20 protein-coding genes are annotated in these 21,089 nt (G+C 66.5%); 12 read left to right on the top strand and 8 right to left on the bottom strand.

Going from position 1 to position 21,089, the window contains the following annotated elements; all coding sequences use genetic code 11:
- The first annotated feature begins 103 nt into the window (after nt 1-103).
- Nucleotides 104-982, top strand: a complete 879-nt coding sequence (locus tag IB259_RS18025; RefSeq protein WP_175159473.1) for a LysR family transcriptional regulator — start codon at nt 104-106, stop codon at nt 980-982.
- 10 nt (nt 983-992) lie between these two features.
- On the opposite strand, the gene IB259_RS18020 is transcribed toward IB259_RS18025, so the two are convergent.
- Nucleotides 993-2,189 (bottom strand): amidohydrolase family protein, encoded by a 1,197-nt coding sequence (locus IB259_RS18020; protein ID WP_175159471.1) that lies wholly within the window; start codon nt 2,187-2,189, stop codon nt 993-995.
- Between the two features lie 67 nt (nt 2,190-2,256).
- Nucleotides 2,257-2,454: a hypothetical protein gene (locus tag IB259_RS18015; RefSeq protein ID WP_013391913.1), complete on the bottom strand. Its 198-nt coding sequence runs from the start codon at nt 2,452-2,454 to the stop codon at nt 2,257-2,259.
- A gap of 191 nt (nt 2,455-2,645) precedes the next feature.
- Between IB259_RS18015 and IB259_RS18010 the strand changes: the two genes are divergently transcribed.
- Entirely contained in the window at nt 2,646-3,158 is a 513-nt protein-coding gene (locus IB259_RS18010; RefSeq protein WP_054450123.1) for a hypothetical protein, read from the top strand.
- A 307-nt stretch (nt 3,159-3,465) separates the two neighbouring features.
- Nucleotides 3,466-3,795, top strand: coding sequence for a virulence factor (locus IB259_RS18005; RefSeq protein WP_119450778.1), 330 nt, complete (start codon nt 3,466-3,468; stop codon nt 3,793-3,795).
- A 242-nt stretch (nt 3,796-4,037) separates the two neighbouring features.
- On the opposite strand, the gene IB259_RS18000 is transcribed toward IB259_RS18005, so the two are convergent.
- From IB259_RS18000 to IB259_RS17985, 4 genes are all read right to left on the bottom strand, one after another.
- On the bottom strand, nt 4,038-4,286 hold the full coding sequence (locus tag IB259_RS18000; RefSeq protein WP_082400638.1) for a hypothetical protein: 249 nt from the start codon (nt 4,284-4,286) through the stop codon (nt 4,038-4,040).
- Between the two features lie 232 nt (nt 4,287-4,518).
- On the bottom strand, nt 4,519-5,877 hold the full coding sequence (gene serS, locus IB259_RS17995) for a serine--tRNA ligase (protein ID WP_054450118.1): 1,359 nt from the start codon (nt 5,875-5,877) through the stop codon (nt 4,519-4,521).
- A gap of 42 nt (nt 5,878-5,919) precedes the next feature.
- Nucleotides 5,920-7,260 (bottom strand): replication-associated recombination protein A, encoded by a 1,341-nt coding sequence (locus tag IB259_RS17990; protein WP_054450116.1) that lies wholly within the window; start codon nt 7,258-7,260, stop codon nt 5,920-5,922.
- 78 nt (nt 7,261-7,338) lie between these two features.
- Nucleotides 7,339-8,130 (bottom strand): deaminated glutathione amidase, encoded by a 792-nt coding sequence (locus IB259_RS17985; RefSeq protein ID WP_082400636.1) that lies wholly within the window; start codon nt 8,128-8,130, stop codon nt 7,339-7,341.
- Nucleotides 8,131-8,282: 152 nt separating this feature from the next.
- On the opposite strand from IB259_RS17985, the gene IB259_RS17980 reads away from it, so the two are divergent.
- From IB259_RS17980 to IB259_RS17940, 9 genes are all read left to right on the top strand, one after another.
- Nucleotides 8,283-9,554: an amino acid deaminase gene (locus IB259_RS17980; RefSeq protein ID WP_054450114.1), complete on the top strand. Its 1,272-nt coding sequence runs from the start codon at nt 8,283-8,285 to the stop codon at nt 9,552-9,554.
- 118 nt (nt 9,555-9,672) lie between these two features.
- Nucleotides 9,673-11,229, top strand: a complete 1,557-nt coding sequence (locus tag IB259_RS17975; RefSeq protein ID WP_192329810.1) for an ABC transporter substrate-binding protein — start codon at nt 9,673-9,675, stop codon at nt 11,227-11,229.
- A 139-nt stretch (nt 11,230-11,368) separates the two neighbouring features.
- Complete coding sequence (locus IB259_RS17970) at nt 11,369-12,310, top strand: ABC transporter permease (protein ID WP_054450111.1); 942 nt, start codon at nt 11,369-11,371, stop codon at nt 12,308-12,310.
- 1 nt (nt 12,311) lies between these two features.
- Nucleotides 12,312-13,187, top strand: a complete 876-nt coding sequence (locus IB259_RS17965) for an ABC transporter permease (protein WP_054450108.1) — start codon at nt 12,312-12,314, stop codon at nt 13,185-13,187.
- 2 nt (nt 13,188-13,189) lie between these two features.
- Nucleotides 13,190-14,197, top strand: a complete 1,008-nt coding sequence (locus IB259_RS17960) for an ABC transporter ATP-binding protein (RefSeq protein ID WP_192329808.1) — start codon at nt 13,190-13,192, stop codon at nt 14,195-14,197.
- A complete protein-coding gene (locus IB259_RS17955; RefSeq protein ID WP_054450105.1) occupies nt 14,194-15,195 on the top strand; it encodes an ABC transporter ATP-binding protein in 1,002 nt (333 codons plus the stop codon). The genes IB259_RS17960 and IB259_RS17955 overlap by 4 nt, the downstream gene beginning before the upstream one ends.
- Before the next feature lie 36 nt (nt 15,196-15,231).
- Nucleotides 15,232-16,104, top strand: a complete 873-nt coding sequence (locus IB259_RS17950) for a MurR/RpiR family transcriptional regulator (protein WP_054450103.1) — start codon at nt 15,232-15,234, stop codon at nt 16,102-16,104.
- 13 nt (nt 16,105-16,117) lie between these two features.
- A complete protein-coding gene (locus tag IB259_RS17945; RefSeq protein WP_175159464.1) occupies nt 16,118-17,572 on the top strand; it encodes an amidohydrolase family protein in 1,455 nt (484 codons plus the stop codon).
- A 53-nt stretch (nt 17,573-17,625) separates the two neighbouring features.
- Nucleotides 17,626-18,039: a RidA family protein gene (locus tag IB259_RS17940; protein ID WP_118931699.1), complete on the top strand. Its 414-nt coding sequence runs from the start codon at nt 17,626-17,628 to the stop codon at nt 18,037-18,039.
- A 43-nt stretch (nt 18,040-18,082) separates the two neighbouring features.
- Here the strand turns inward: IB259_RS17940 and lolA are convergent, their stop codons facing one another.
- Nucleotides 18,083-18,706 (bottom strand): outer membrane lipoprotein chaperone LolA, encoded by a 624-nt coding sequence (gene lolA, locus IB259_RS17935; RefSeq protein WP_054450098.1) that lies wholly within the window; start codon nt 18,704-18,706, stop codon nt 18,083-18,085.
- Complete coding sequence (locus IB259_RS17930) at nt 18,706-21,087, bottom strand: DNA translocase FtsK (RefSeq protein WP_192329806.1); 2,382 nt, start codon at nt 21,085-21,087, stop codon at nt 18,706-18,708. The genes lolA and IB259_RS17930 overlap by 1 nt, the downstream gene beginning before the upstream one ends.
- Between the last annotated feature and the right edge of the window lie 2 nt (nt 21,088-21,089).

Below are 21,089 nucleotides of genomic sequence, written 5' to 3'. Positions count from 1 at the left end.
CTCAACGCTCTGAACGTATTCTTGCCGCGGCAAAAGAAAACAACAATTATCTTCATCCATCTTTAGAATATGGAAAAAGCATCTTTTCAGGAGAAGCTGGTTCGTGGATTCGCGCTTTCTGCAAACCTATGTGCACGTGGTGGAGCTGGGTTCCATCGCCCAGGCCGCGCGCCACCAGGGGCTGACGCCCGCCACGGTGCAGCAGCGCCTGCGCGCGCTGGAAGCGGACATGGGCAGCGCCCTGATCGCGCGCTCCGGCCGCACCGTGAAGCCCACCCCGGCCGGCATGCGGATCCTGGAGCGCGCCCGCGCCATCCTGCGCGACGTGCGCGACCTGCGTTCGGCCGCGTCCGACACCGAACTGCCGGCGGGCCCTTTGCGCCTGGGCGCCACGCCCACCGCGCTGACCGGCATCATGCCGCCCGTGCTGCGCGCCTGGACCGCGCGCCATCCCCACATTGAAATCTACATAGAACCCGCGCCCACCACCCTGCTCTACGGCAAGGTGCTGTCCGGCGAACTGGACGGCGCGCTGCTGGTGCATCCGCTATTCGCCATCCCCAAGACCTGCGCCTGGCGCGACCTGCGGCAAGAACCGCTGGTGCTGGTCACGCCGGCCGACATGAAGGTGCGCGATCCGCTGGAAGTCATCGCTCGCGAACCCTATATCTGCTATGACCGCAGCGTGGTGGGCGGCAAGATGGCCGACGACTACCTGCGTGCGCGCAGCCTGCGGCCGCATGTGCGCTTCGAGCTGGATGGAATCGATTCCATTGCCAAACTGGTGTCGGAAGGATTGGGCGTGGCGCTGCTGCCGGATTGGGCGACCACCGGTGAACCGTCAGCCCGCGTCAGGCGCTGGCCCTTGCCGCCGCCCTGCCCGGTGCGCACCGTGGGCGCGGTCTGGCTGCGCTCCGGCGTGCGTTCGGCGCTGATGCAGGCCTTCGTGGAAATGGCCGAGACCCAGCTCGGCCTGGACTGAGCGCGGAAGATCAGCCCTGTGCGTTTGCGTCGCGGCCGTCGCGCGCCACGACCACGCCGCCCGACACCACCAGGCGGCGCGGCGCGCGCGTTGCCACGGCTTGCGCAATACAGCTGGCGTCGACCAGCACCAGGTCGGCGCGCGCGCCCGGCGCCAGGCCATAGTCCCTGAAACCACAGGCGCGGGCCGCGGCGGCGGTCACGCAATCGAACGCCCATTCGACCTCGTCGTCGCGCCGCAGGTCGTTGCGCAGCCCGATCAGCATGGCGCGCGCCAGCATGTCGGGACTGCCGTAAGGCGTCCAGGTATCGCGGATGCCATCGTTGCCGCCGAAGATCGTCACCCCCGCCTCGCGACAGGCGCGCACGGCCGGCACGGGCCGCGACGGCGGCGCGGTCGTCAGCAAGGCCACGTCCAGCGCGGCCAGCCGCCGCAGCAGGCCGTCCAGCCGCTTGGCGTCGACGCCGCCCAGACAGAAGGCGTGACTGATGACAACCTTGCCCTGCATACCCAGCGCCTGGACGCGGTCCAGGATCAGGTCCAGGGTAAAGGCGCCCAGTTCGCCCGGCTCGTGCAGATGGATATCGACGGGCTTGTGATGCTTGTCCGCCAGGCCGAACAGCACGTCGAGCGACCTCGCCGGATCGCGGTCTATCGCCGAGGGATCCAGCCCGCCCAGCACATCCGCGCCCTGCGCCAGCGCCTGGTCCAGCAGCTCGGCCGTGCCGGGCCGGACCAGCAGGCCCGACTGGGGAAAGGCCACGGTCTGGATCTCGACGCGTCCGGCCAGCTCCTGGCGCGTGGCGTGCACACCCTCCAGATGGCGCAACCCGGCGTCGGTGTCGATGTCCACGTGCGTGCGGATGCGGGTCGTGCCTTCGCGCAGGAAGGCCAGCGCCAGGGCGCGCGAATGGCTGGCCGCGTCATGGCCGCTGCGGGCGCGCCAGACGCGTTCGTTCTCGATGCGGTCGGTCAGCGCCGGGCCCACTTCGTTCACGTACCAGGGCGAATCCCAGGTGGTCTTGTCCAGGTGAGTATGGCCTTCGACCAGGCCAGGCAGCAGCAAGGCGCCTGCGCCGTCCTCGACAGGCATGCCGGGCGCGGCGGCGAGGCCCGGCCCGATACCCTGAATGCGCCCGTCGCGCACCAGCACGTCCACCGCACCGCCTTGCGGGGCGCGGACATTCTTCAAAAACAGATTGGTCATGGCAGGATTCCAGGCGCCGCGCGTGGCGGCCGGCCTTGCGCAGACCAGGCGGCACGCGCCATCAAGCTCAGGCTTGGGGCGGTTCTATCCAGAAGAAACGTTCACCCTGGCGGACCATGTCGGCCACGCCTTCGGCGCCGATGCGGTAATCCGTACCCATCAGCGTGGCGCCGCCATCCTCATGGATATGAATGATGGCGAGCGGGTCATTTGCCATGGTGTACCAGTAGTAACCCGGCTTGAGATCATGCAGGTTCGTAGTCATGTTTCGAGTATACAAACATCCCCGCGCCGTATTCAAAAAGACACATAAATCCAGCTCATGCCTGACATGATGGCCTTGAGGCGGCATACTTCCCGATTCCAGGCCCAAACCGCCCGCACAGTAGGCATGCGTCGACCAGGCTGTCGCCGCATTGGCGCATATGCTTTGACCGTTGGAGGAACCGCGAGCGTATGAAAAGGCAGTCTCTTCAATTCAGCGAGCCGCTTAAACAAGCTGTTTTGGACGGCCGTAAAGTGCAGAGCCGGCGCATCCTGAAGCCGCAACCGACCAAACTGACCACGGTCTGGTATGCGGACGCCGCGGATTCCGGCAGATGGGTGGCCATGGGCCCGTCGCTGGATAATCCATCCGAATTGCGCAAGACCTCAAGCTGGGTCAGGTGCCCATTTGGAAAATCCGGCGACAGTATCGAATTGACCGACGAAGCCGGCAATACCTTCGCCACCGCCGTTATCGTGGGCGTGCGCGTCCAGCGCCTGCAAACGCTGTCCGAAGCCGATGCCCGCGCCGAAGGCACGCAAGCCCTGTACCAAAGCTCCGCCCTATTGCCGGGCGTGCCGCTGCAGACCGCCTTCGCCTTGACCTGGTGCGAGCGTTACGGCTCGCACGCCTGGGCAGCGAACCCGTGGGTCTGGGTGGTCGAATTCCGTCGCCAACAGGCCGATGGGGAGCTGGACGCCTAGCTCCTGCCCCAAAAAACTGGTGCGCCCGCGCAACGTCGTTACGCGGAAACAGGGGCGGATGGTGACTGCCTGTAACCTGGCCACCCGGCTTCACCTGATTCCAGGCGATTTCAATCCATTTCAATCGCGGCCGCATCAGAGCGGACTCACGCTGTTGCGTAGCAGCAAGCCGCATGCCATATGGGCGGGGACGGTTGCGGATTGTCGCGATTGACGCGGGCCCGCTTACGTCTGCCTGATCGAAAAGCCCGAAAATGGCATCAACGAATACTCAACTTTGCTGCGTCAAGCGGCAGGCAGGTGCAAGATGAAAAAATGGCTTATCGCTGGTGCTGGTGCCGCTGGTCTGCTGATCTCCAGCGTCGCCTTGGCTCGCGTGGACGTCGGCATCTCGATCGGCATACCGGGGATCGTATACCCCGCGCCGGTCTACGTCGCGCCGCAGCCCGTGTATGTGCCGCCCCCGCCGCCCGTCTATTACCGCCCCGCGCCGGTGTATGTCGCGCCGCCGGTGGTCTACCCGGCGCCGGTGTACTACCGCGGCGGCGGCCGCTATTACGACCGCGGCTATTACTATGGCCGCGGACGCGGACATGACCACCACCACGGCCGTGGTCGCGGACACGACCGCGATTAATGCGTGACGGCCGCCAGGCGCCGGAAAAAGCAAAGGCCACTCTTGCGAGTGGCCTTTTTTTCTGCGGGGCAATGTCCGGTGCCGCGCGGAAAGCACCTCAGGCTGCAGGAGCCTGCACGGGTTTGCCGACCAACACCACCGGTTGCTGCGGAGCCTTGCTGGCTTTGGCATCGCTCCACCGCGGCGTTTCCTGAACGAGATCGATCCAACGGCGGGGCTCGCTCGACGACCGCCACCAACCATTATGCGGACGCATGGGCAAACTCCGGTTCACCGTTGAAACGCACGCCGTTGATGCCCTGGAACAGTTGCAGGCTTTCCTGCTCGGCTTCGTGCAGGCTCGAAAACGGCGCCTGTCCGGGCACGGTCCAGCACTTTTCCGGCGCGGTGCCGCCAACCCGGCGCGTCCATATCTGCACACGGTAGCCCTGCTCGTCTTCCTGAGCCACGGAGCATCTCACACGAAAATCTCCAATCATTCTTGAAGTCATGGGCAACTCCTTGTTATTTAAGTGAATGAAGCGTGTAGCACACGGGGCATATTGTGCCGTAACTATCCGGCCCTTTTATTGGAATACACAATTGCTCACATCATAATCAAACACTCGCGCAGGCAGCTTAAAGGCCCGAGGCGACAGGAATATGTACAGATAATAAAAAAAAACGGAGCCCGAAGGCTCCGTCTTTTACTCCGCCAAATGACGGATGGACAGCTGAAAAGCGTCAGGCTTTCGGTGCCGGATTCAGCACCGTCAGGCCGCCCATATAAGGCTGCAGCGCCTCCGGAATCAGCACGCTGCCGTCTGCCTGCTGGTGGTTTTCCAGCACGGCGACCAGCGCGCGGCCCACGGCCAAGCCCGAACCGTTGAGCGTGTGCACGTATTCCGGCTTGCCCTGGGCATTGCGGAAGCGCGCCTGCATGCGGCGGGCCTGGAAGGTTTCGCAGTTCGACACCGAGGAAATCTCGCGCCAGGTGTTCTGCGCGGGAAGCCACACTTCCAGGTCATAGGTCTTGGCCGAACCGAAGCCCATGTCGCCCGTGCACAACAGCACAACGCGGTAGGGCAGGCCCAGCAGTTGCAGCACGCGCTCGGCATGGCCCACCATGTCTTCCAGCGCCTCGTAGGACTGATCGGGCTGGGTGATCTGCACCATTTCAACCTTGTCGAACTGGTGTTGGCGGATCATGCCGCGGGTATCGCGGCCGCCGCTGCCGGCTTCCGAGCGGAAGCACGGCGTGTGCGCCGTGAGCTTGAGCGGTAGGTCGGCGGCGGCCTGGATGGTGTCGCGCGCCACGCTGGTCAAGGTGATTTCCGAGGTGGAGATCAGGTACTGGTCTTCACGCACGTACGGCTTGCCCTGGTCGTCGACCTTGGGATCGTCGTCGCCGCCGCCCTTGGACACGGCGAACATATCGTCCTTGAACTTCGGCAGCTGGCCCGTGCCGTACAGCGTCGAGGCATTGACGATGTAGGGGGTGTAGCACTCGGTGTAGCCGTGCGTGCCCGTCTGCAGGTCCAGCATGAACTGCGACAGCGCACGGTGCAGGCGCGCAATCGGGCCGCGCATGAACGAGAAGCGGGCGCCGGACAGCTTGGCGGCCATGTCGAAGTCCAGCCCCAGGGGCTCGCCGATGGCGACGTGGTCGCGGGCCTCGAACGCCAGGGCCGGCGGATTGCCGTCGGCGCCGGCCGCGCCCGGCAGCCAGCGGCGCACTTCGACGTTGTCGTCGGCGGATTCGCCCAGCGGCACGCTGGCGTGCGGCAGGTTGGGCACCGACATCAGCAGTTCATTGAGCGGCTGCTGCAAGGCGGCCAGCTCTTCTTCCAGCTGCTTCAGGCGCACGGGCACGGCCTGCGATTCGGCCATGACGGCGCTGGCGTCCTCGCCCTTGGCCTTGAGCTGGCCGATCTGCTTGGCCAGCGCGTTGCGGCGGGCTTGCAGGGACTCGGTTTCAGTCTGGACGGCCTTGCGGCGGGATTCCAGCTCATTGAACCGTTCCGTGTCGAAGGACACGCCACGGCTCTTGAGGCGGTCTACGACGGTTTGCAGGTCTTTGCGCAGCAGTATCGGGTCTAGCATGGTGATATCGGTGAGGTTGCGTGAAGCAACGGGCGACGCCCGTTACCGTTTCTTGGCGCGTTCCTGTGCGTCCAGCTCGCGCAGGAATGCCAGCTTTTGCTGGATTTTAGCCTCCAGGCCGCGATCGGTCGGCCGATAGAAGGAGGGATTGAGTCCATCGGGGAAATATTGCTCGGCGGCGGCGTAGCCGTGCGGCTCGTCGTGCGCGTAGCGGTAGGCCTTGCCATGGCCCAGCTGCTTCATCAATTTGGTGGGCGCATTGCGCAGGTGGATCGGCACCGGCGCGCTGCCGTGCTCGGCCGCGAACTTGCGCGCCTGGTTGTAGGCGTTGTAGACGGCGTTCGACTTGGCCGCGCAGGCCATGTAGACCACCGCCTGCGCCAGCGCCAGTTCGCCTTCCGGCGAGCCCAGGCGTTCATAGATGTCGGCGCCGTTCACGGCCAGGTCGGTGGCGCGGGGATCGGCCAGGCCGATGTCTTCCACCGCCATGCGCACCAGCCGGCGCGACAGGTATTTGGGATCGGCGCCGCCGTCGATCATGCGGCAGAACCAGTACAGCGCGGCGTCTGGGTTGGAGCCGCGCACCGACTTGTGCAGTGCGCTGATCTGGTCGTAGAACGCGTCGCCGCCCTTGTCGAAGCGGCGCAGGTTCTGCGACAGCGAGATCTCCAGCCAGGCCGCGTCCACCGTATCGCGGCCGGCGGCCTGGGCCGACTCGGCCACCACTTCCACGGCGCTGATCAGGCGGCGCGCGTCACCGTCGGCCCAGGCCGCCAGCTGTTCGCGCGCGTCGGCCTCGACATGGATGCGCTCGCCCTCTTCCAGCCCGTCGTTCAGGGCCTGCACGGCGCGGTCGACCAGCTGTTGCAGCTCCTCGGCGGTAAGCGATTGCAGCACGTACACCCGTGCCCGCGACAACAGCGCCGAATTGACCTCGAACGAGGGGTTTTCGGTGGTGGCGCCGATGAAGGTGAACAGCCCGCTTTCCACATAGGGCAGGAAGGCATCCTGCTGCGCCTTGTTGAAGCGGTGCACCTCGTCGACGAAGAGGATGGTGCGTCGTCCCTGGCCCTGCGCCACCTGCGCCACGGTGACCGCGTCGCGGATGTCCTTGACCCCGCCCAGCACCGCCGAGATGGCGATGAACTGCGCGTCGAAGCCGTCCGCCATCAGGCGCGCCAGCGTGGTCTTGCCCACGCCTGGCGGCCCCCAGAAGATCATGGAATGCGGCCGGCCCGAGTCGAAGGCGACGCGCAGGGGCTTGTCGGGCCCCAGCAGATGCGACTGTCCGACCACGTCGGACAGGGTCCGCGGGCGCAGCCGCTCGGCCAGGGGCACATAGGGCCGATGCGCAGGATCGGCCGCGAAGAGATCGTTGCTCATTGGCAGAAGATGAGGGGAGACAGCAAGTAATTCAAGCCAGCATTACACCATGGCGCGGGCCTGCCTCCCTTAGCGGTCCTAGGCCAGTCCCGGCGGCGCGAAGCGCCGGTTCGCCAGCACCGGCAATACCTTGCGGGCATGGGCCAGGCGTTCGGGGTCGATATCGGCGAAAACCAGAGCCGGGGCTTCGCCCGCCCGCGCCGTCACCACACCAAGCGGATCCACCACCATGCTGCAGCCGATGTTGCGTTCGCCGCATTCGCCGGTGGCAGCCACATAGCAGGTATTTTCCAGCGCGCGCGCCGTGACCAGCACTTCCCAGTGCATTTCCTTCAACGGGCCGCGAACCCAGGCCGCCGGCAGCACCAGCAGGTCGGCGCCGTCCAGCGCCAGGCGCCGCGCCAGTTCGGGGAAGCGCACGTCGTAGCAGGTCATCAGGCCCACGCGCAGGCCGCCGATGTCCAGCAGCGGCGGGATGTCGACGCCGGGCGTGACGTTGGTGGATTCCTTCATGTTGAAGGCGTCGTACAGGTGCAGCTTGCGGTATTGCGACAGGATCTTGCCGTCTTGCAGCGTCACCAGCGTGTTCCAGACCCGCCCTTCCCCGGTCGGCACATGCACGCACATCATGGTCGCCAACTGCGAGCCGCGGCTGGCTTCCAGCAGGCGGCTCATGAAGGGACCGTCCAGCGGCTGGGCAGCCTTCAGGACGATCTGCGGATCGGTGATGTCGCGGGCCAGGATGCCTTCGGGCAAGACCAGCAGGCCGGCGCCGCCGGCGCGGGCGCGCTCCATCAAGTCTATGCAGACCTGGGCGTTTTCTTCCCAGACGCGGCTGACGGCGAACTGGCCCAAAGCAACTTTCAGCATGACGCTTCCTTGTGTCGGAGGTTTTTCCTATTGTCGCGCCAACCGCCGGCCAGCGCCGACTACGGGAAACTCCTAACTCCCGCTTGTAAATTCTTTTCACGATAATGAAAAAAACCAGGTTTGACGTAAATATTTTCCATAGCAGGCGCCCCATGACGAACTCCTCCTTCCCCGCAGCCCCCCTGGACGTGAACGGCAAAGGCCTGGGCGCCTTTCCGGAATCCTGTACCACCGCCGGCGTGGCGGCGCTGAACTGGAACCTGCTCAATGAGGACGTCAGCCTGCCCGTGGCGGTGCTGTACGAAGCCCGCGTGCGCCACAACCTGCAATGGATGCAGCGCTTCATGGAAGCGTACAAGGTCAAGCTGGCGCCCCATGGCAAGACCACCATGAGCCCGGCTCTGTTCCAGCGCCAGATCGCCGGCGGCGCCTGGGGCATCACGCTGGCAACCGCCCCGCAGGTCCGGGCCGCCTACCAGCATGGGGTGCGCCGGATCCTGATGGCCAACCAGCTGGTGGGCCGCGCCAACATGGCCATCATTGCGCACCTGCTGCGCGACCCGGCCTTCACCTTTTTCTGCATAGTGGACTCCCCGGCCAACGCGGCCCAGCTGGGCGCGTACTTCGGCGAACAGGGCCTGACCCTGCCGGTGCTGATCGAGCTGGGCCCGCAAGGCGGCCGCACCGGCGTGCGCGACGACGCCCAATTGCGGGCGCTGGTCGACGAAATCGGCAAATGGCCCGGCCTGGCCCTGGCCGGCATCGAAGTCTACGAAGGCGTGCTGCAGGAAGAAGACGCCATCCGCGCCTTCCTGCGCCGCGCCGCCGACGCCCTGCGCGGCCTCGCCGCCGCCGGCCGCCTGCGCAAGAACGGCCCCGCCCTGATCTCTGGCGCCGGCTCCGCCTGGTTCGACGTGGTGGCCGAAGAATTCTCGCAACTGGACATCGGCGCGCCGCTGGAAATCGTGCTGCGCCCTGGCTGCTACCTGTCGCATGACGTCGGCATCTACCGCTCGGCCGCCGAGCGCATCAACGCCCACAATCCGGTCGCGCAAAAGATGGAACCCGGCCTGCAGCCGGCCTTGCAGGTCTGGGCCTACGTACAGTCTCTGCCCGAACCGGGCCGCGCCATCGTCGCCATGGGCAAGCGCGACGCCGCCTTCGACGCCGGCCTGCCCACGCCCGCCGCGCTGTACCGCCCCGGCCGTGACGCCGCGCCCGGCCAGGCTCCCGGCCACTGGAAGCTGAGCGCGATGATGGACCAGCACGCCTTCATGCAGATCGGCGCAGGCGACGACATCCAGGTCGGCGACATGATCGCCTTCGATATTTCCCACCCCTGCCTGACCTTCGACAAGTGGCGCCAGGTGCTGCTGGTGGACGAGCAATACCGCGTTACCGACGTGGCCGAAACCTTCTTCTGAACGGCCCTGCCCGCCGCACCGCGCCGGTACCCGGCGGGCAGGAGGAATCGCGGGATTCCGGCGCAAACCTCTAATTACTACAAGCAAAACCCGTTTTTGACCCTCTGGAGAGAGAATCATGAACTTCCGTACCTCCCGGCGAGGCGGTGGGCTCAATAGCCTGCTGCTGGCCGGCGCAATTGGCTTGACCGCATTGTCGACCCCCGCCCTCTGTGCCACGCCGATCAAGGGAGGCACGATTTCGGTTGCCACCATAGGCGAGCCGCCCACGCTGGATCCGATGACCAGCACGGCCGACCTGGTGGGCATCCTGACCCAGCACTTCTTCGAAACGCTGTACACCTTCGACGGCAAGTGGAACCTGACCCCGCTCCTGGCCGACAAGCTGCCGGAAGTCTCCGCCGACGGGCTGACCTACACGATCCCGCTGCGCCAGGGCATCACCTTCCATGACGGATCCAAGATGGATTCGTCCGACGTGCTGGCCTCGCTCAAGCGCTGGACCGAGACCGCCACGCGCGGCAAGATGGCCGCCAAGATCATCACCGGCATGGAAGCGCCGGACGCCAACACCATCCGCATCACGCTCAAGCAGCCCTATGCGCCCCTGACCGCGCTGCTGGCCATGAACAACAGCGCCGCCGTCATCATGCCCAAGGGCAAGATCGCTCCGGCCCTGACCGAATTCGTCGGTACCGGCCCCTACCAGTTGAAGGCGCGCGTGCCCGACCAGTACATCCAGCTGGTCCGCTTCGAAGGCTACAAGCAGCGCGAAGGCGAGCCCGACGGCTTTGGCGGCGCGCGCAAGCAGTACCTGGACGAGATCCGCTTCGTACCGGTCAGCAACGCCAACACCCGCGTCGAAAGCGCGGTGGCCGGCCAGTTCGACTACGTCGACTCGCTGCCGGTGGAATCGCTGCCCAAGCTCAAGAACGGCCGCTCCGACCCCGTCATGCTCAAGCCCTTCGGCTGGCCGCGCCTGGTGCTCAATACCAAGCAAGGCATCATGACGAACCTGGCGGTCCGCCAGGCCGTGCAGCTGGCGCTGAACGAAGAAGACATGCTGTACGCCGCCTTCGGCGACAAGAACTTCTACAAGCTCAACGGCGACCTGTATCCCGAGGGCTATCCCTGGGCCACGTCCCTGGGCGGCAAGGTCTACAACAAGGGCGACGCCGCCGGCGCCAAGAAGCTGGTGGATGGCGCCAACGTGCAGGACCGCAAGATCCGCATCCTGACCAGCCAGCAGTACGAGTTCCACTACAAGATGGCGCTGGTCGCCGCCGAATACCTGAAGGCCGCGGGCTTCACCGTGGACATGCAGGTGGTGGACTGGGCCACGCTGACGCAGCGCCGCCAGGACCCGGCCCTGTGGGACGTCTTCATCACGCACAGCCCCTTCCTGCCTGAACCCGCCCTGATCGACTTCCCGTCCAAGGACGCGCCGGGCTGGTGGGACACCCCCCGCCGCAACCAGGCGCTGGACGCCTTCAACCAGGCCAGCAACCAGGAAGAGCGCATCAAGCGCTGGGCCGATGTGCAGCAGGCCGTGTACGACGAAGTGCCCTTCATCAAGGTCGGCGACTTCAACGCCCAGGCCGCGCGCTCGCCGTCGCTGCAAGGCACCAAGGCCGTGCCGTGGCCCTACTTCTGGAACGCCTGGAAGTCCAAGTAATGGCGTAGCGCGGCAGGGCAAAGGCGCACACAAGACCTCCTGCCGCGCTCCACGCATCAATGCATGACCCGCAGAGCGCGCCCTTCCAACAAGCGCGCCGCCCCTCCCCACGATACGACGCTTTTTTAGGACATCCATCGTGTTGCGTTATCTCTTAAACCGGCTGGTCGGGCTGGTGGCCGTGATGTTCATCGTCGCGACCATCGTGTTCGTGATCATCCGCGTCACGCCAGGCGATCCCGCCGCCGTGATGCTGGGTCCGCAGGCCAGCCAGCAGGACATCGCCGCCCTGCGCACCCAGCTCGGGCTGGACCAGCCGATGGCCGTGCAGTACGTTTCGTGGCTGGGCAAGCTGGCCCAAGGCGACCTGGGCCAATCCATCTTCATGAACAAGCCGGTGCTGTCGGCCTTGGCCGACCGCGCCGAACCCACCATCCTGCTGACGCTCATGTCGCTGCTGATCGCCAGCGCCATCGCGCTGCCGGTGGGGATACTGTCCGCGGTCAAACGCGGCACCACGTTGGACCAGTCGGTACTGTCGTTCTCGATGTTCACCTCCAGCGTGCCCAGCTTCTGGCTCGGGCTGCTGCTGATGCAGGTGTTCTCGGTCAAGCTGGGCTGGCTGCCCGTGGCCGGCTACGGCGGGCCCGACGCCTCGCTCATGACCCGGCTGTCGCACCTGATCCTGCCTGCGGTGGTGCTGGGCCTGGTGAACTCGGCGCTGATCACCCGCTTCATCCGCGCCAGCATGCTGGACGTGCTGCGCGACGACTATGTGCGCACCGCGCGCGCCAAGGGCCTGCCCGAAAGCAAGGTGATCCTGAAGCACGCCGTGCGCAATGCGCTGATCCCGATCCTGACAGTGCTGGGCCTGACCACGGCGCTGCTGATCAGCGGCGCGGTCGTGACCGAAACCGTGTTCGGCCTGCCCGGCGTGGGCAGCCTGGTGGTGTCGGCCGTGCTGCGCCGCGACTACCCCGTCATCCAGGGCGCGCTGCTGATCATCGCGGCCATCTACGTCCTGATCAATCTCTTCATCGATCTGCTCTACCTGCTGGTCGATCCCCGGGTCCGCTACTGATATGGCTATCGCAACTACCGCTAATTCCGGCGCGGGCGCCGACCGCTGGCAGGTCCTGCGCCTGCTGGTGTCGCGCAAGACCGTGCTGATCAGCCTGATCGTGATCGTCGTGCTGGTCCTGGCTGCGCTGCTGGCGCCCTGGATCAGCCCCTACGATCCGTTCAAGCTGTCCATCATGAACCGGTTGAAGGCGCCGGGCGCCGCGCACTGGTTCGGCACCGACGACTTCGGCCGCGACGTGTTCAGCCGCGTCATCCACGGCGGCCGCCTGTCGCTGATGGTGGGCTTCTCCGTCGTGATCGTGTCCAGCATCCTGGGCATCGCGCTGGGCCTGATCGCCGGCTTCTTCCGCACTGCGGACAAGTTCGTGTCGCGCCTGATCGACGCCATGATGGCCTTTCCCGACATCCTGCTGGCGATCTCGCTGGTGGCCGCGCTGGGGCCGTCGCTGGTCAACGTGGTGATCGCGCTGGGCATCGTCTACACGCCGCGCCTGGCGCGCATCGTGCGCGCCTCGACCCTGGTGATCCGCGAACTGCCCTTCGTCGAAGCCGCCCGCGCGCTGGGCGTGCCGACCTGGCGCATCGTCACCGTGCACGTGCTGCGCAACCTGGTGTCGCCCATCCTGGTGCAGGGCACGTTCATCTTCGCCTACGCGATCCTGGCCGAAGCCGGCCTGTCGTTCCTGGGCGTGGGCGTGTCGCCCGACATCCCCACCTGGGGCACCATGATCAACGCCGGCCAGCAGTACATGGGTTCGGCCGACTGGATCATGATCTTCCCCGGCATCGCCATCGTCCTGTCCGTGCTGTCGCTGCAACTGGTCGGCGACGGCCTGCGCGACGTCCTCGATCCGCGCCTGCGCAAGGAGCTGTAATCATGACCGCAAGCACCCGAGACGTCGTGCTTTCCGTGGAAGGGTTGAAGACCTGGTTCCACAGCCGCGACGGCATCGCCAAATCCGTGGACGGCGTTACCTTCGACCTGGCCCGCGGCGAAACGCTGGCCATCGTCGGCGAGTCCGGCTCCGGCAAGTCCGTGACCAGCCTGTCCATCATGGGCCTGCTGCCCAAGCCGGCCGGTCGCATCGAGGCCGGCAAGATCCTGTTCCGCGACCGCCAGGGCGCGCGGCACGACCTGGCCCAGGCCTCGCCCGCCACCCTGCGCAAGATCCGCGGCGCCGAAATCGCCATGATCTTCCAGGAGCCCATGACCAGCCTGAATCCGCTGTACACGGTGGGCGACCAGATCGCCGAAGCCGTGCTGCAGCACGAGGGCGGCTCCCGCGACGCGGCCATGCGGCGCGCCCGTGAAATGCTGGAGCGCGTCGAAATCCCGGCGGCCGAGCGGCGCATCAACGAGTACCCGCACCAGATGTCGGGCGGCATGCGCCAGCGCGTGATGATCGCGCTGGCCCTGGCGTGCAACCCCGCCGTGCTGATCGCGGACGAGCCGACCACCGCGCTGGACGTGACCGTGCAGGCGCAGATCCTGGACCTGCTGCGCCGGCTGCAAGCCGAGATGAACATGAGCATCCTGTTCATCACGCACAACCTGGGCGTGGTGGCCGAGATCGCGCATCGCGTGGCGGTCATGTACGCGGGCCGCGTGGTCGAGGACGCCAGCGTCTACGACCTGTTCGAAAAGCCCACGCACCCCTACACCCGCGGTCTGCTGTCCTGCATCCCCACGGCCGCCCTGCTGGCCTCCGGCGAACGGCTGCGCGCCATCCCGGGCAACGTGCCCAGCGTGCTGTCGCTGCCGGCCGGCTGTACCTTCGCGCCGCGCTGCCCGCTGGCTGCCGACGACTGCCGCGCCGCCGTACCCGAACTCATGCCGGTGCAGACCGACCACCGCGCGCGCTGCATCAAGGTGAATCCGATATGACGAGTAGCCCCATTCCCATCCGCGCCGAGGAGCCGCTGGTGCGGATCCAGGACCTCAAGGTCCACTTCCCCACCTCGCAGGCGCGCCATGCGCCGGTCGTGAAGGCCGTGGACGGCGTCAGCTTCGACGTGCCGCGCAACACCATCGTCGGCCTGGTCGGCGAATCCGGCTCGGGCAAGACCACCACCGGCCGCGCCCTGCTGCGCCTGTTCGCGCCCACCGCCGGCCGCATCCTGTTCGACGGCCAGGACATCACCAAGCTGTCCGAAAAGCAGATGCTGCCCTGGCGCCGCCGCATGCAGATCGTGTTCCAGGATCCCTACGCCAGCCTCAACCCCCGCATGACGGTGGCCGAGATCCTGGGCGAAGCGCTGGACACCCACCGGCTTGCCCAGAACCGCCGCATGGCCCGCATCGGCGAGCTGCTGGAACGCGTGGGCCTGAACGCCGACCACAGCCGCCGCTATCCGCACGAGTTCTCCGGCGGCCAGCGCCAGCGCATCGGCATCGCCCGCGCGCTGGCAGTCGAGCCCGATTTCATCGTGGCCGACGAGCCGGTGTCCGCGCTGGACGTGTCGGTGCAGGCGCAGGTGCTGAACCTGCTGCAGGACCTGCAGCGCGACCTGGGCCTGACCATGCTGTTCGTGGCCCACGACCTGGCGGTGGTGGACTACCTGTGCGACGAGGTCGTGGTGATGTACCTGGGCCGTGTCATGGAACGCGGCCCGACCAGTGAGGTCTACGCCCGCCCCCGCCATCCCTATACCCGCGCGCTGCTGTCCGCCGCGCCGGTGCCGGACCCGCGCGCGCCGCGCTCGCGTATCCTGTTGAAGGGCGACATCCCTAGCCCGGTCAACCCGCCTTCCGGCTGCGTGTTCCGCACCCGCTGTCCCTACGCCATCGAAAGCTGCGCAACCACCGAGGCGCAGGCCGCCAATGTCGGCCCGGGCCACTATGTGGCGTGTTCGCGCATCGGCGACGCCGAGCTGGCCGCCTGATAACCGCCCAGTCCAGAACAGATCCAGGAAGCCCACATGAACATCATCCGCGACATCGTCTTCCAGATACGCAGTCGGCGGGACTCGCTGAGCGTGACCGAACGCAAGGTCGCCGACGCCATCCTGGACGACATCATCTGGGGCGCCAGCGCCACCGTCGACCAGCTGGCGGCCAAGGCCGGCGTCAGCATCGCAACCATCTCGCGCTTCGCGCGCACGGTCGGCTGCGACGACACCCGCGACCTGAAGCTCAAGCTGGCCCAGGCCAGCACAGTGGGCAGCCGCTTCCTGGACCCCAGCGCGCCAACCGAGGAAAGCACCTTCTACGCCCGCATCTACGCCGACATCGAAAGCACGCTGCGCGCCCACCTGCCCAACTTCACCGAGCAACTGTTCGAGGCGGCCGCCGGCATTGTCGACGGCGCGCGCATGATCTATGTCTTCGGCATGGGCGGCGCGTCGGCCGTGCTGGCGCAGGAAGTGCAGTCGCGCCTGGTTCGCCTGGGCTATCCCATTGCCGTGTACAGCGATGCGGTGCTGCTGCGCATGGTCGCGGCCACGCTGGACGAACGCGACGCGGTGCTGATCCTGTCGGCCTCGGGCCTCACGCCGGAAATCGTGGGCGCGGCCCGCATCGTCAAGCAGTACCAGGCGCGCATCGTCGCCATCACCGACGCCACCTCCGCCCTGGCTGAACTGGCCGACGTGGTGCTGCCCATCCGCACCGACGAAACCGACTTCATCTACAAGCCCTCGGCATCGCGCTACGCGATGATGCTGGCCATAGACCTGCTCTCGACCGAACTGGCCATGCTGAACCAAGAAGAAAACCGGGAGCGCCTGCGCCGCATCAAGCTGGCGCTGGACGAACACCGCGGCGGTCCAAACCGCCTGCCGCTGGGCGATTGAACTGGAACACAAGATGTACGACACCCTCATAGGCAATGTGCTGGTCCTGGACGGCACCGGCGAACCCGCCTACCGCGCCAGCGTGGCGCTGGCCGACGGCCGCATCGCGGCCATCGGCGACCTGCCCGGCGCGGCGGCGCGCAAGATCATCGATGGCACCCGCCTGGCGCTGGCCCCGGGTTTCATCGACGTGCACACGCATGACGACACCAACGTCATCCGCACGCCGGACATGCTGCCCAAGCTGTCCCAGGGCGTGACCACCGTGGTGGTGGGCAATTGCGGCATCAGCGCGTCGCCCGTGGCCCTGCGCGGCGAACCGCCGGACCCGATGAACCTGCTGGGCGCCCGCGCGGACTTCAGCTACCCCACCTTCGCGGACTACACCCGCGCCATCGAGGCCGCGCGCCCCGCCGTGAACGTGGCCGCGCTGGTCGGCCACACCGCCCTGCGCAGCAACCACATGGACCGGCTCGACCGCGCCGCCACTCGCGAGGAAGTGCTGGCCATGCGCGAGCAGCTGCGCGACGCGCTGGCCCATGGCGCCATCGGCCTGAGCACCGGCCTGGCCTATGCCTCCGCGTTCGACGCGGACACCGAAGAGGTCAAGCTGCTTGCCGAGGCGCTGGATGAATTCGGCGCGCTCTACACCACCCATCTGCGCTCGGAGTTCGCCGCCATCCTGGAGGCCATGCAGGAAGCCTTCGACATCGGCCAGCATGCCCGCGTGCCGGTGGTGGTGTCGCACCTGAAATGCGCCGGCGCCGGCAACTGGGGCCGCACGAAAGAAGTGCTGTCCGCGCTCGAGACCGCCGGCCGCCTGCAACACGTGGGCTGCGACTGCTACCCCTACTCCGCCAGCTCCTCGACCCTGGACCTGAAGCAGGTCACGGACGAGTTCGACATCGACATCACCTGGTCCGTGCCGCATCCGGAGCAGGCCCGCCGCAAGCTGGCCGACATTGCCTCCGACTGGGGCCTGAGCCTGCTCGAAACGGCCGCGCGCCTGCAGCCGGCCGGCGCCGTGTACCACAACATGCATGAAGACGACGTGCGCCGCGTGCTGTCGCACCGGCTCACCATGGTGGGCTCCGACGGCCTGCCCAACGATCCCATGCCTCACCCCCGGCTCTGGGGCGCGTTCCCGCGCGTGCTGGGCCACTACAGCCGCGATGTGGGACTGTTCCCACTGACCGAGGCCGTGCACAAGATGACGGGCCTGTCCGCCGCCCGCTTCGGCCTGGCCGAACGCGGCCTGGTGCGCGAGGGCTACCACGCCGACCTGGTGCTGTTCGATCCGGCCACGGTCATCGACCGCGCCACCTTCGCCGCGCCGGTGCAGACTGCCGCTGGCATCGAGGCGGTGTGGGTCAATGGCGCCCTGTCCTATCGCCAGGGCGAGGCCACCGGCGACCGCGCCGGCCGCTGGCTGCCGCGCAGCGGCGACCTGCGCAAGAACTTCCAGTAAGCAACGGGCGAAATCCCGGCGCAAAACCGGCCATTCATTTCAAGGAGAGAACCATGAGCAATGCTCCCACCGCCGACAGCAACGGCATCACCCGCTACGGCGTCGCCGGCGGCACGGGCCAGGGCGGCTCGCACATGCCATTTGCCCGCGCGGTCGCGGCCGACGGCTGGCTGCACGTGTCCGGCCAGGTGCCGATGGACAACGGCGAAGTCGTCGAAGGCGGCATCGTGACCCAATCGCACAAGGCCATCCAGCAGGTGCTGGCCATCCTGAAGGAAGCCGGCTACGGTCCCGAACACGTCGTGCGCTGCGGCGTGTGGCTGGACGACGCGCGCGACTTCGCGTCGTTCAACAAGGTGTTCAAGGAATACTTCGGCGAGAACCCGCCGGCGCGGGCCTGCGTGCAGTCGTCGCTGGTGGTCGACGCCAAGGTCGAGGTCGACTGCATCGCGTATAAGCGTCCCTAAGCGGACACCACACAAGAAAAAGCCTGGCGTTGCCAGGCTTTTTTCACATCTTCACGACATCAACACCCTTGGGCGCGACGAACTGGAATTCCTTGGCCGGCAGCTGCGGATTGGCGGCAATGCCGGACAAATCCACGCGGGTGGTCTGGCCAAATGAATCCAGCAGCTCCACGCGCACCGGCAGGTTGTCCTTCATGCCGATGTCCACGCGCGAAAAGCCCGCATCGGCGGTGCGCGGCTTGGCCCGCAGCCAATCGATCCCATCCTTGGACGGCAGGGCCGAAACGTCGAACGACTGCTCCAGCGACCCCGAGCCGAACAGGATGGCGGCGGGCGAGGTGCCGATGGCGGCATCGACCTTGCGTTCGGTGACCTGGGCCAGGTCCGGATCGAACTGGAATACCTGGCGGCCATCCGAGATCACCAGTTGCTCATAGGGCTTCTGCACCGCCCACTTGAACTTGCCGGGACGCTGGAACGAGAACACGCCGGTCTGGGCGGGCTGCGTGCGGCCCTGATTGTTCACCGTGTACTGCGAGAACGAGCCGGTGGCCGAGGTCACCGTGGCCACGAAAGCGCGCAGCTGCTCCTGCGCGCTGGCGGCAAACACCATGGCGGGCGCCAGGCTCAGGGCCGCCACGGCGGCCAGTCGGCGGAACATCTTCATCAAGCTTCCTCTCGGGCGGCGGCTGCGGGAACCAGGATCTCGCGGTTGCCATTGGACTGCATCGCCGACACCATACCCGATTGCTCCATCTGCTCCAGTAACCGGGCAGCACGGTTGTAACCAATGCGCAGGTGGCGCTGCACCAGCGAAATGGACGCGCGGCGGTGCTTGAGCACCACTTCGCAAGCCTGGTCGTACATCGGGTCGGATTCGGCGTCGCCGCCGATGCCGGTGACGCTGCTGGCGCCTTCGCCCGCATCCCCGTCCAGGCCGCCTTCCAGCAGGCCTTCGATGTAGTTGGGTTCGCCCTGCGCCTTGAGGCTTTCCACCACGCGGTGCACTTCGTCATCGCTGCAGAACGCGCCGTGCACGCGTACCGGCAGGCCGGTGCCCGGCGGCATGTAAAGCATGTCGCCCTGGCCCAGCAGGGTTTCGGCGCCCATCTGATCCAGAATGGTGCGCGAGTCGATCTTGGACGACACCTGGAACGCGATGCGCGTCGGGATGTTGGCCTTGATCAGGCCGGTGATGACGTCGACGCTGGGACGCTGCGTGGCCAGGATGAGGTGGATGCCGGCGGCGCGCGCCTTCTGTGCCAGGCGGGCGATCAGCTCTTCGATCTTCTTGCCCACCACCATCATCAGGTCGGCGAGTTCGTCGATGACCACCACGATGGTGGGCAGCGGCGACAGCGGCTCCGGCGCGTCCGGCGTCAGCGAGAACGGATTCGGAATGGGTTCCTCACGCTTGATGGCGTCGCGGATCTTGGTGTTGTAGCCCGCCAGGTTGCGCACGCCCATCTTGCTCATCAGGCGGTAGCGCTTTTCCATTTCGCCCACGCACCAGTTCAGCGCGTTGGAGGCCTGGCGCATGTCGGTGACCACCGGCGCCAGCAGATGCGGAATGCCTTCGTAGACGCTCATTTCGAGCATCTTCGGATCAATCAGGATCAGCCGGGTGTGGGACGCGTCCGCCTTGTACAGCAGCGACAGGATCATGGCGTTGATCCCCACGGACTTGCCCGAACCGGTCGTGCCCGCCACCAGCAGGTGGGGCATCTTGGCCAGGTCGGCCACCACCGGATTGCCGGCGATGTCCTTGCCCAGCGCCATCGTCACGACGGAATGGCTGGCGTGGTAGGTCTGCGAACCCAGGATCTCGGACAGGCGCACCATCTGGCGGCGCGGGTTGGGCAGTTCCAGGCCCATCAGGTTCTTGCCCGGAATGGTTTCCACCACCCGGATGCTGACCAGGCTGAGCGCGCGCGCCAGGTCCTTGGCCAGGTTGACGATCTGGCTGCCCTTCACGCCCGTGGCGGGCTCGATTTCGTAGCGCGTGATGACCGGGCCGGCCTGCGCCGCCACCACGGTGACCGACACGCCAAAGTCGGCCAGCTTCTTTTCGATCAGGCGCGAAGTGAATTCAATGGTTTCGGCCGACACCGTTTCCTGGTTGGCCAGGGGTGGATCCAGCAGGCTGATCGCGGGCAGATCGCCTTCCGCGCCGCCCGAGGGCGCGAAGAACAGCGATTGCTGCTTTTCCTTTTCAACGCGTTCGGACTTGGGCACCACGGTAATGGCGGGTTCGATCCGCACCGGCTGCTCGTGGACCAGCTTTTCCTGCTTGGCCACGACCTGTTCGGTGCGCACGGCCTTGGCGACCTCGCCGACCTTGCGGTCTTCGCGGGCGGCGTAGGAGTCGCGCACGCGACGCACCAGGCCCTCCAGCCACGAGCCCACGCGTTCGGCGATGGACAGCCAGGAAAACGAGAAGAACAGGCTCAGGCCGATGGCCAGCATGACCAGAAAGGCCAGCGTGCTGCCAGTGAAACCGATGCTGCGGCCGATCAGGTCGGCCAGCGTCTGGCCGATCACGCCGCCGGCGCCGCTGGTGTTCTCGGAGGCGCCGGGCAGATGCGTGCCGCGGCTGGCCAGGCGCAGGGCTTCCATGCCCAGCGACCCCACCAGCAGCAGAAAGAAACCGATGCCCTCTTCCCAGTGGACGCGGGGCAACACTTCCGGCTGCTTACTATTGGTAACGCGAAGATGGCTGGCCAGGCGGCGGTAGCCCGCGCGCACCCGGTGCAGCAGCAAAATTACCCACCACCAGGCGGAAAAGCCGAACAGATAGAGCAGGATGTCCGCCAGATAGGCGCCCAGGGTCCCGCCCTTGTTGTGGATGGCGCCGGCGGGGACGGAATGCGACCAGCCAGGGTCGGCCGCATTCCAGGTGGCCAGCACCAGCGTCAGCCAGGCCGCCAGGGCGGCGAAGAGGATCCAGCGGGCTTCGCGCAGCAGAGCGGACAAGCGCGTCTGCAGGGGGGAAGGCCCGTTACGGGTATTGCGCGAGGCGCGCGGAGAAGCAGTCGAGATACGCGGCATGC

Source organism: Achromobacter sp. ACM04, assembly GCF_014851465.1.
GTDB classification, from domain to species: domain Bacteria; phylum Pseudomonadota; class Gammaproteobacteria; order Burkholderiales; family Burkholderiaceae_B; genus Achromobacter; species Achromobacter aegrifaciens.
Note: the sequence above shows the minus strand (reverse complement) of the source record. Positions and strands in the feature narration are given on the sequence as shown.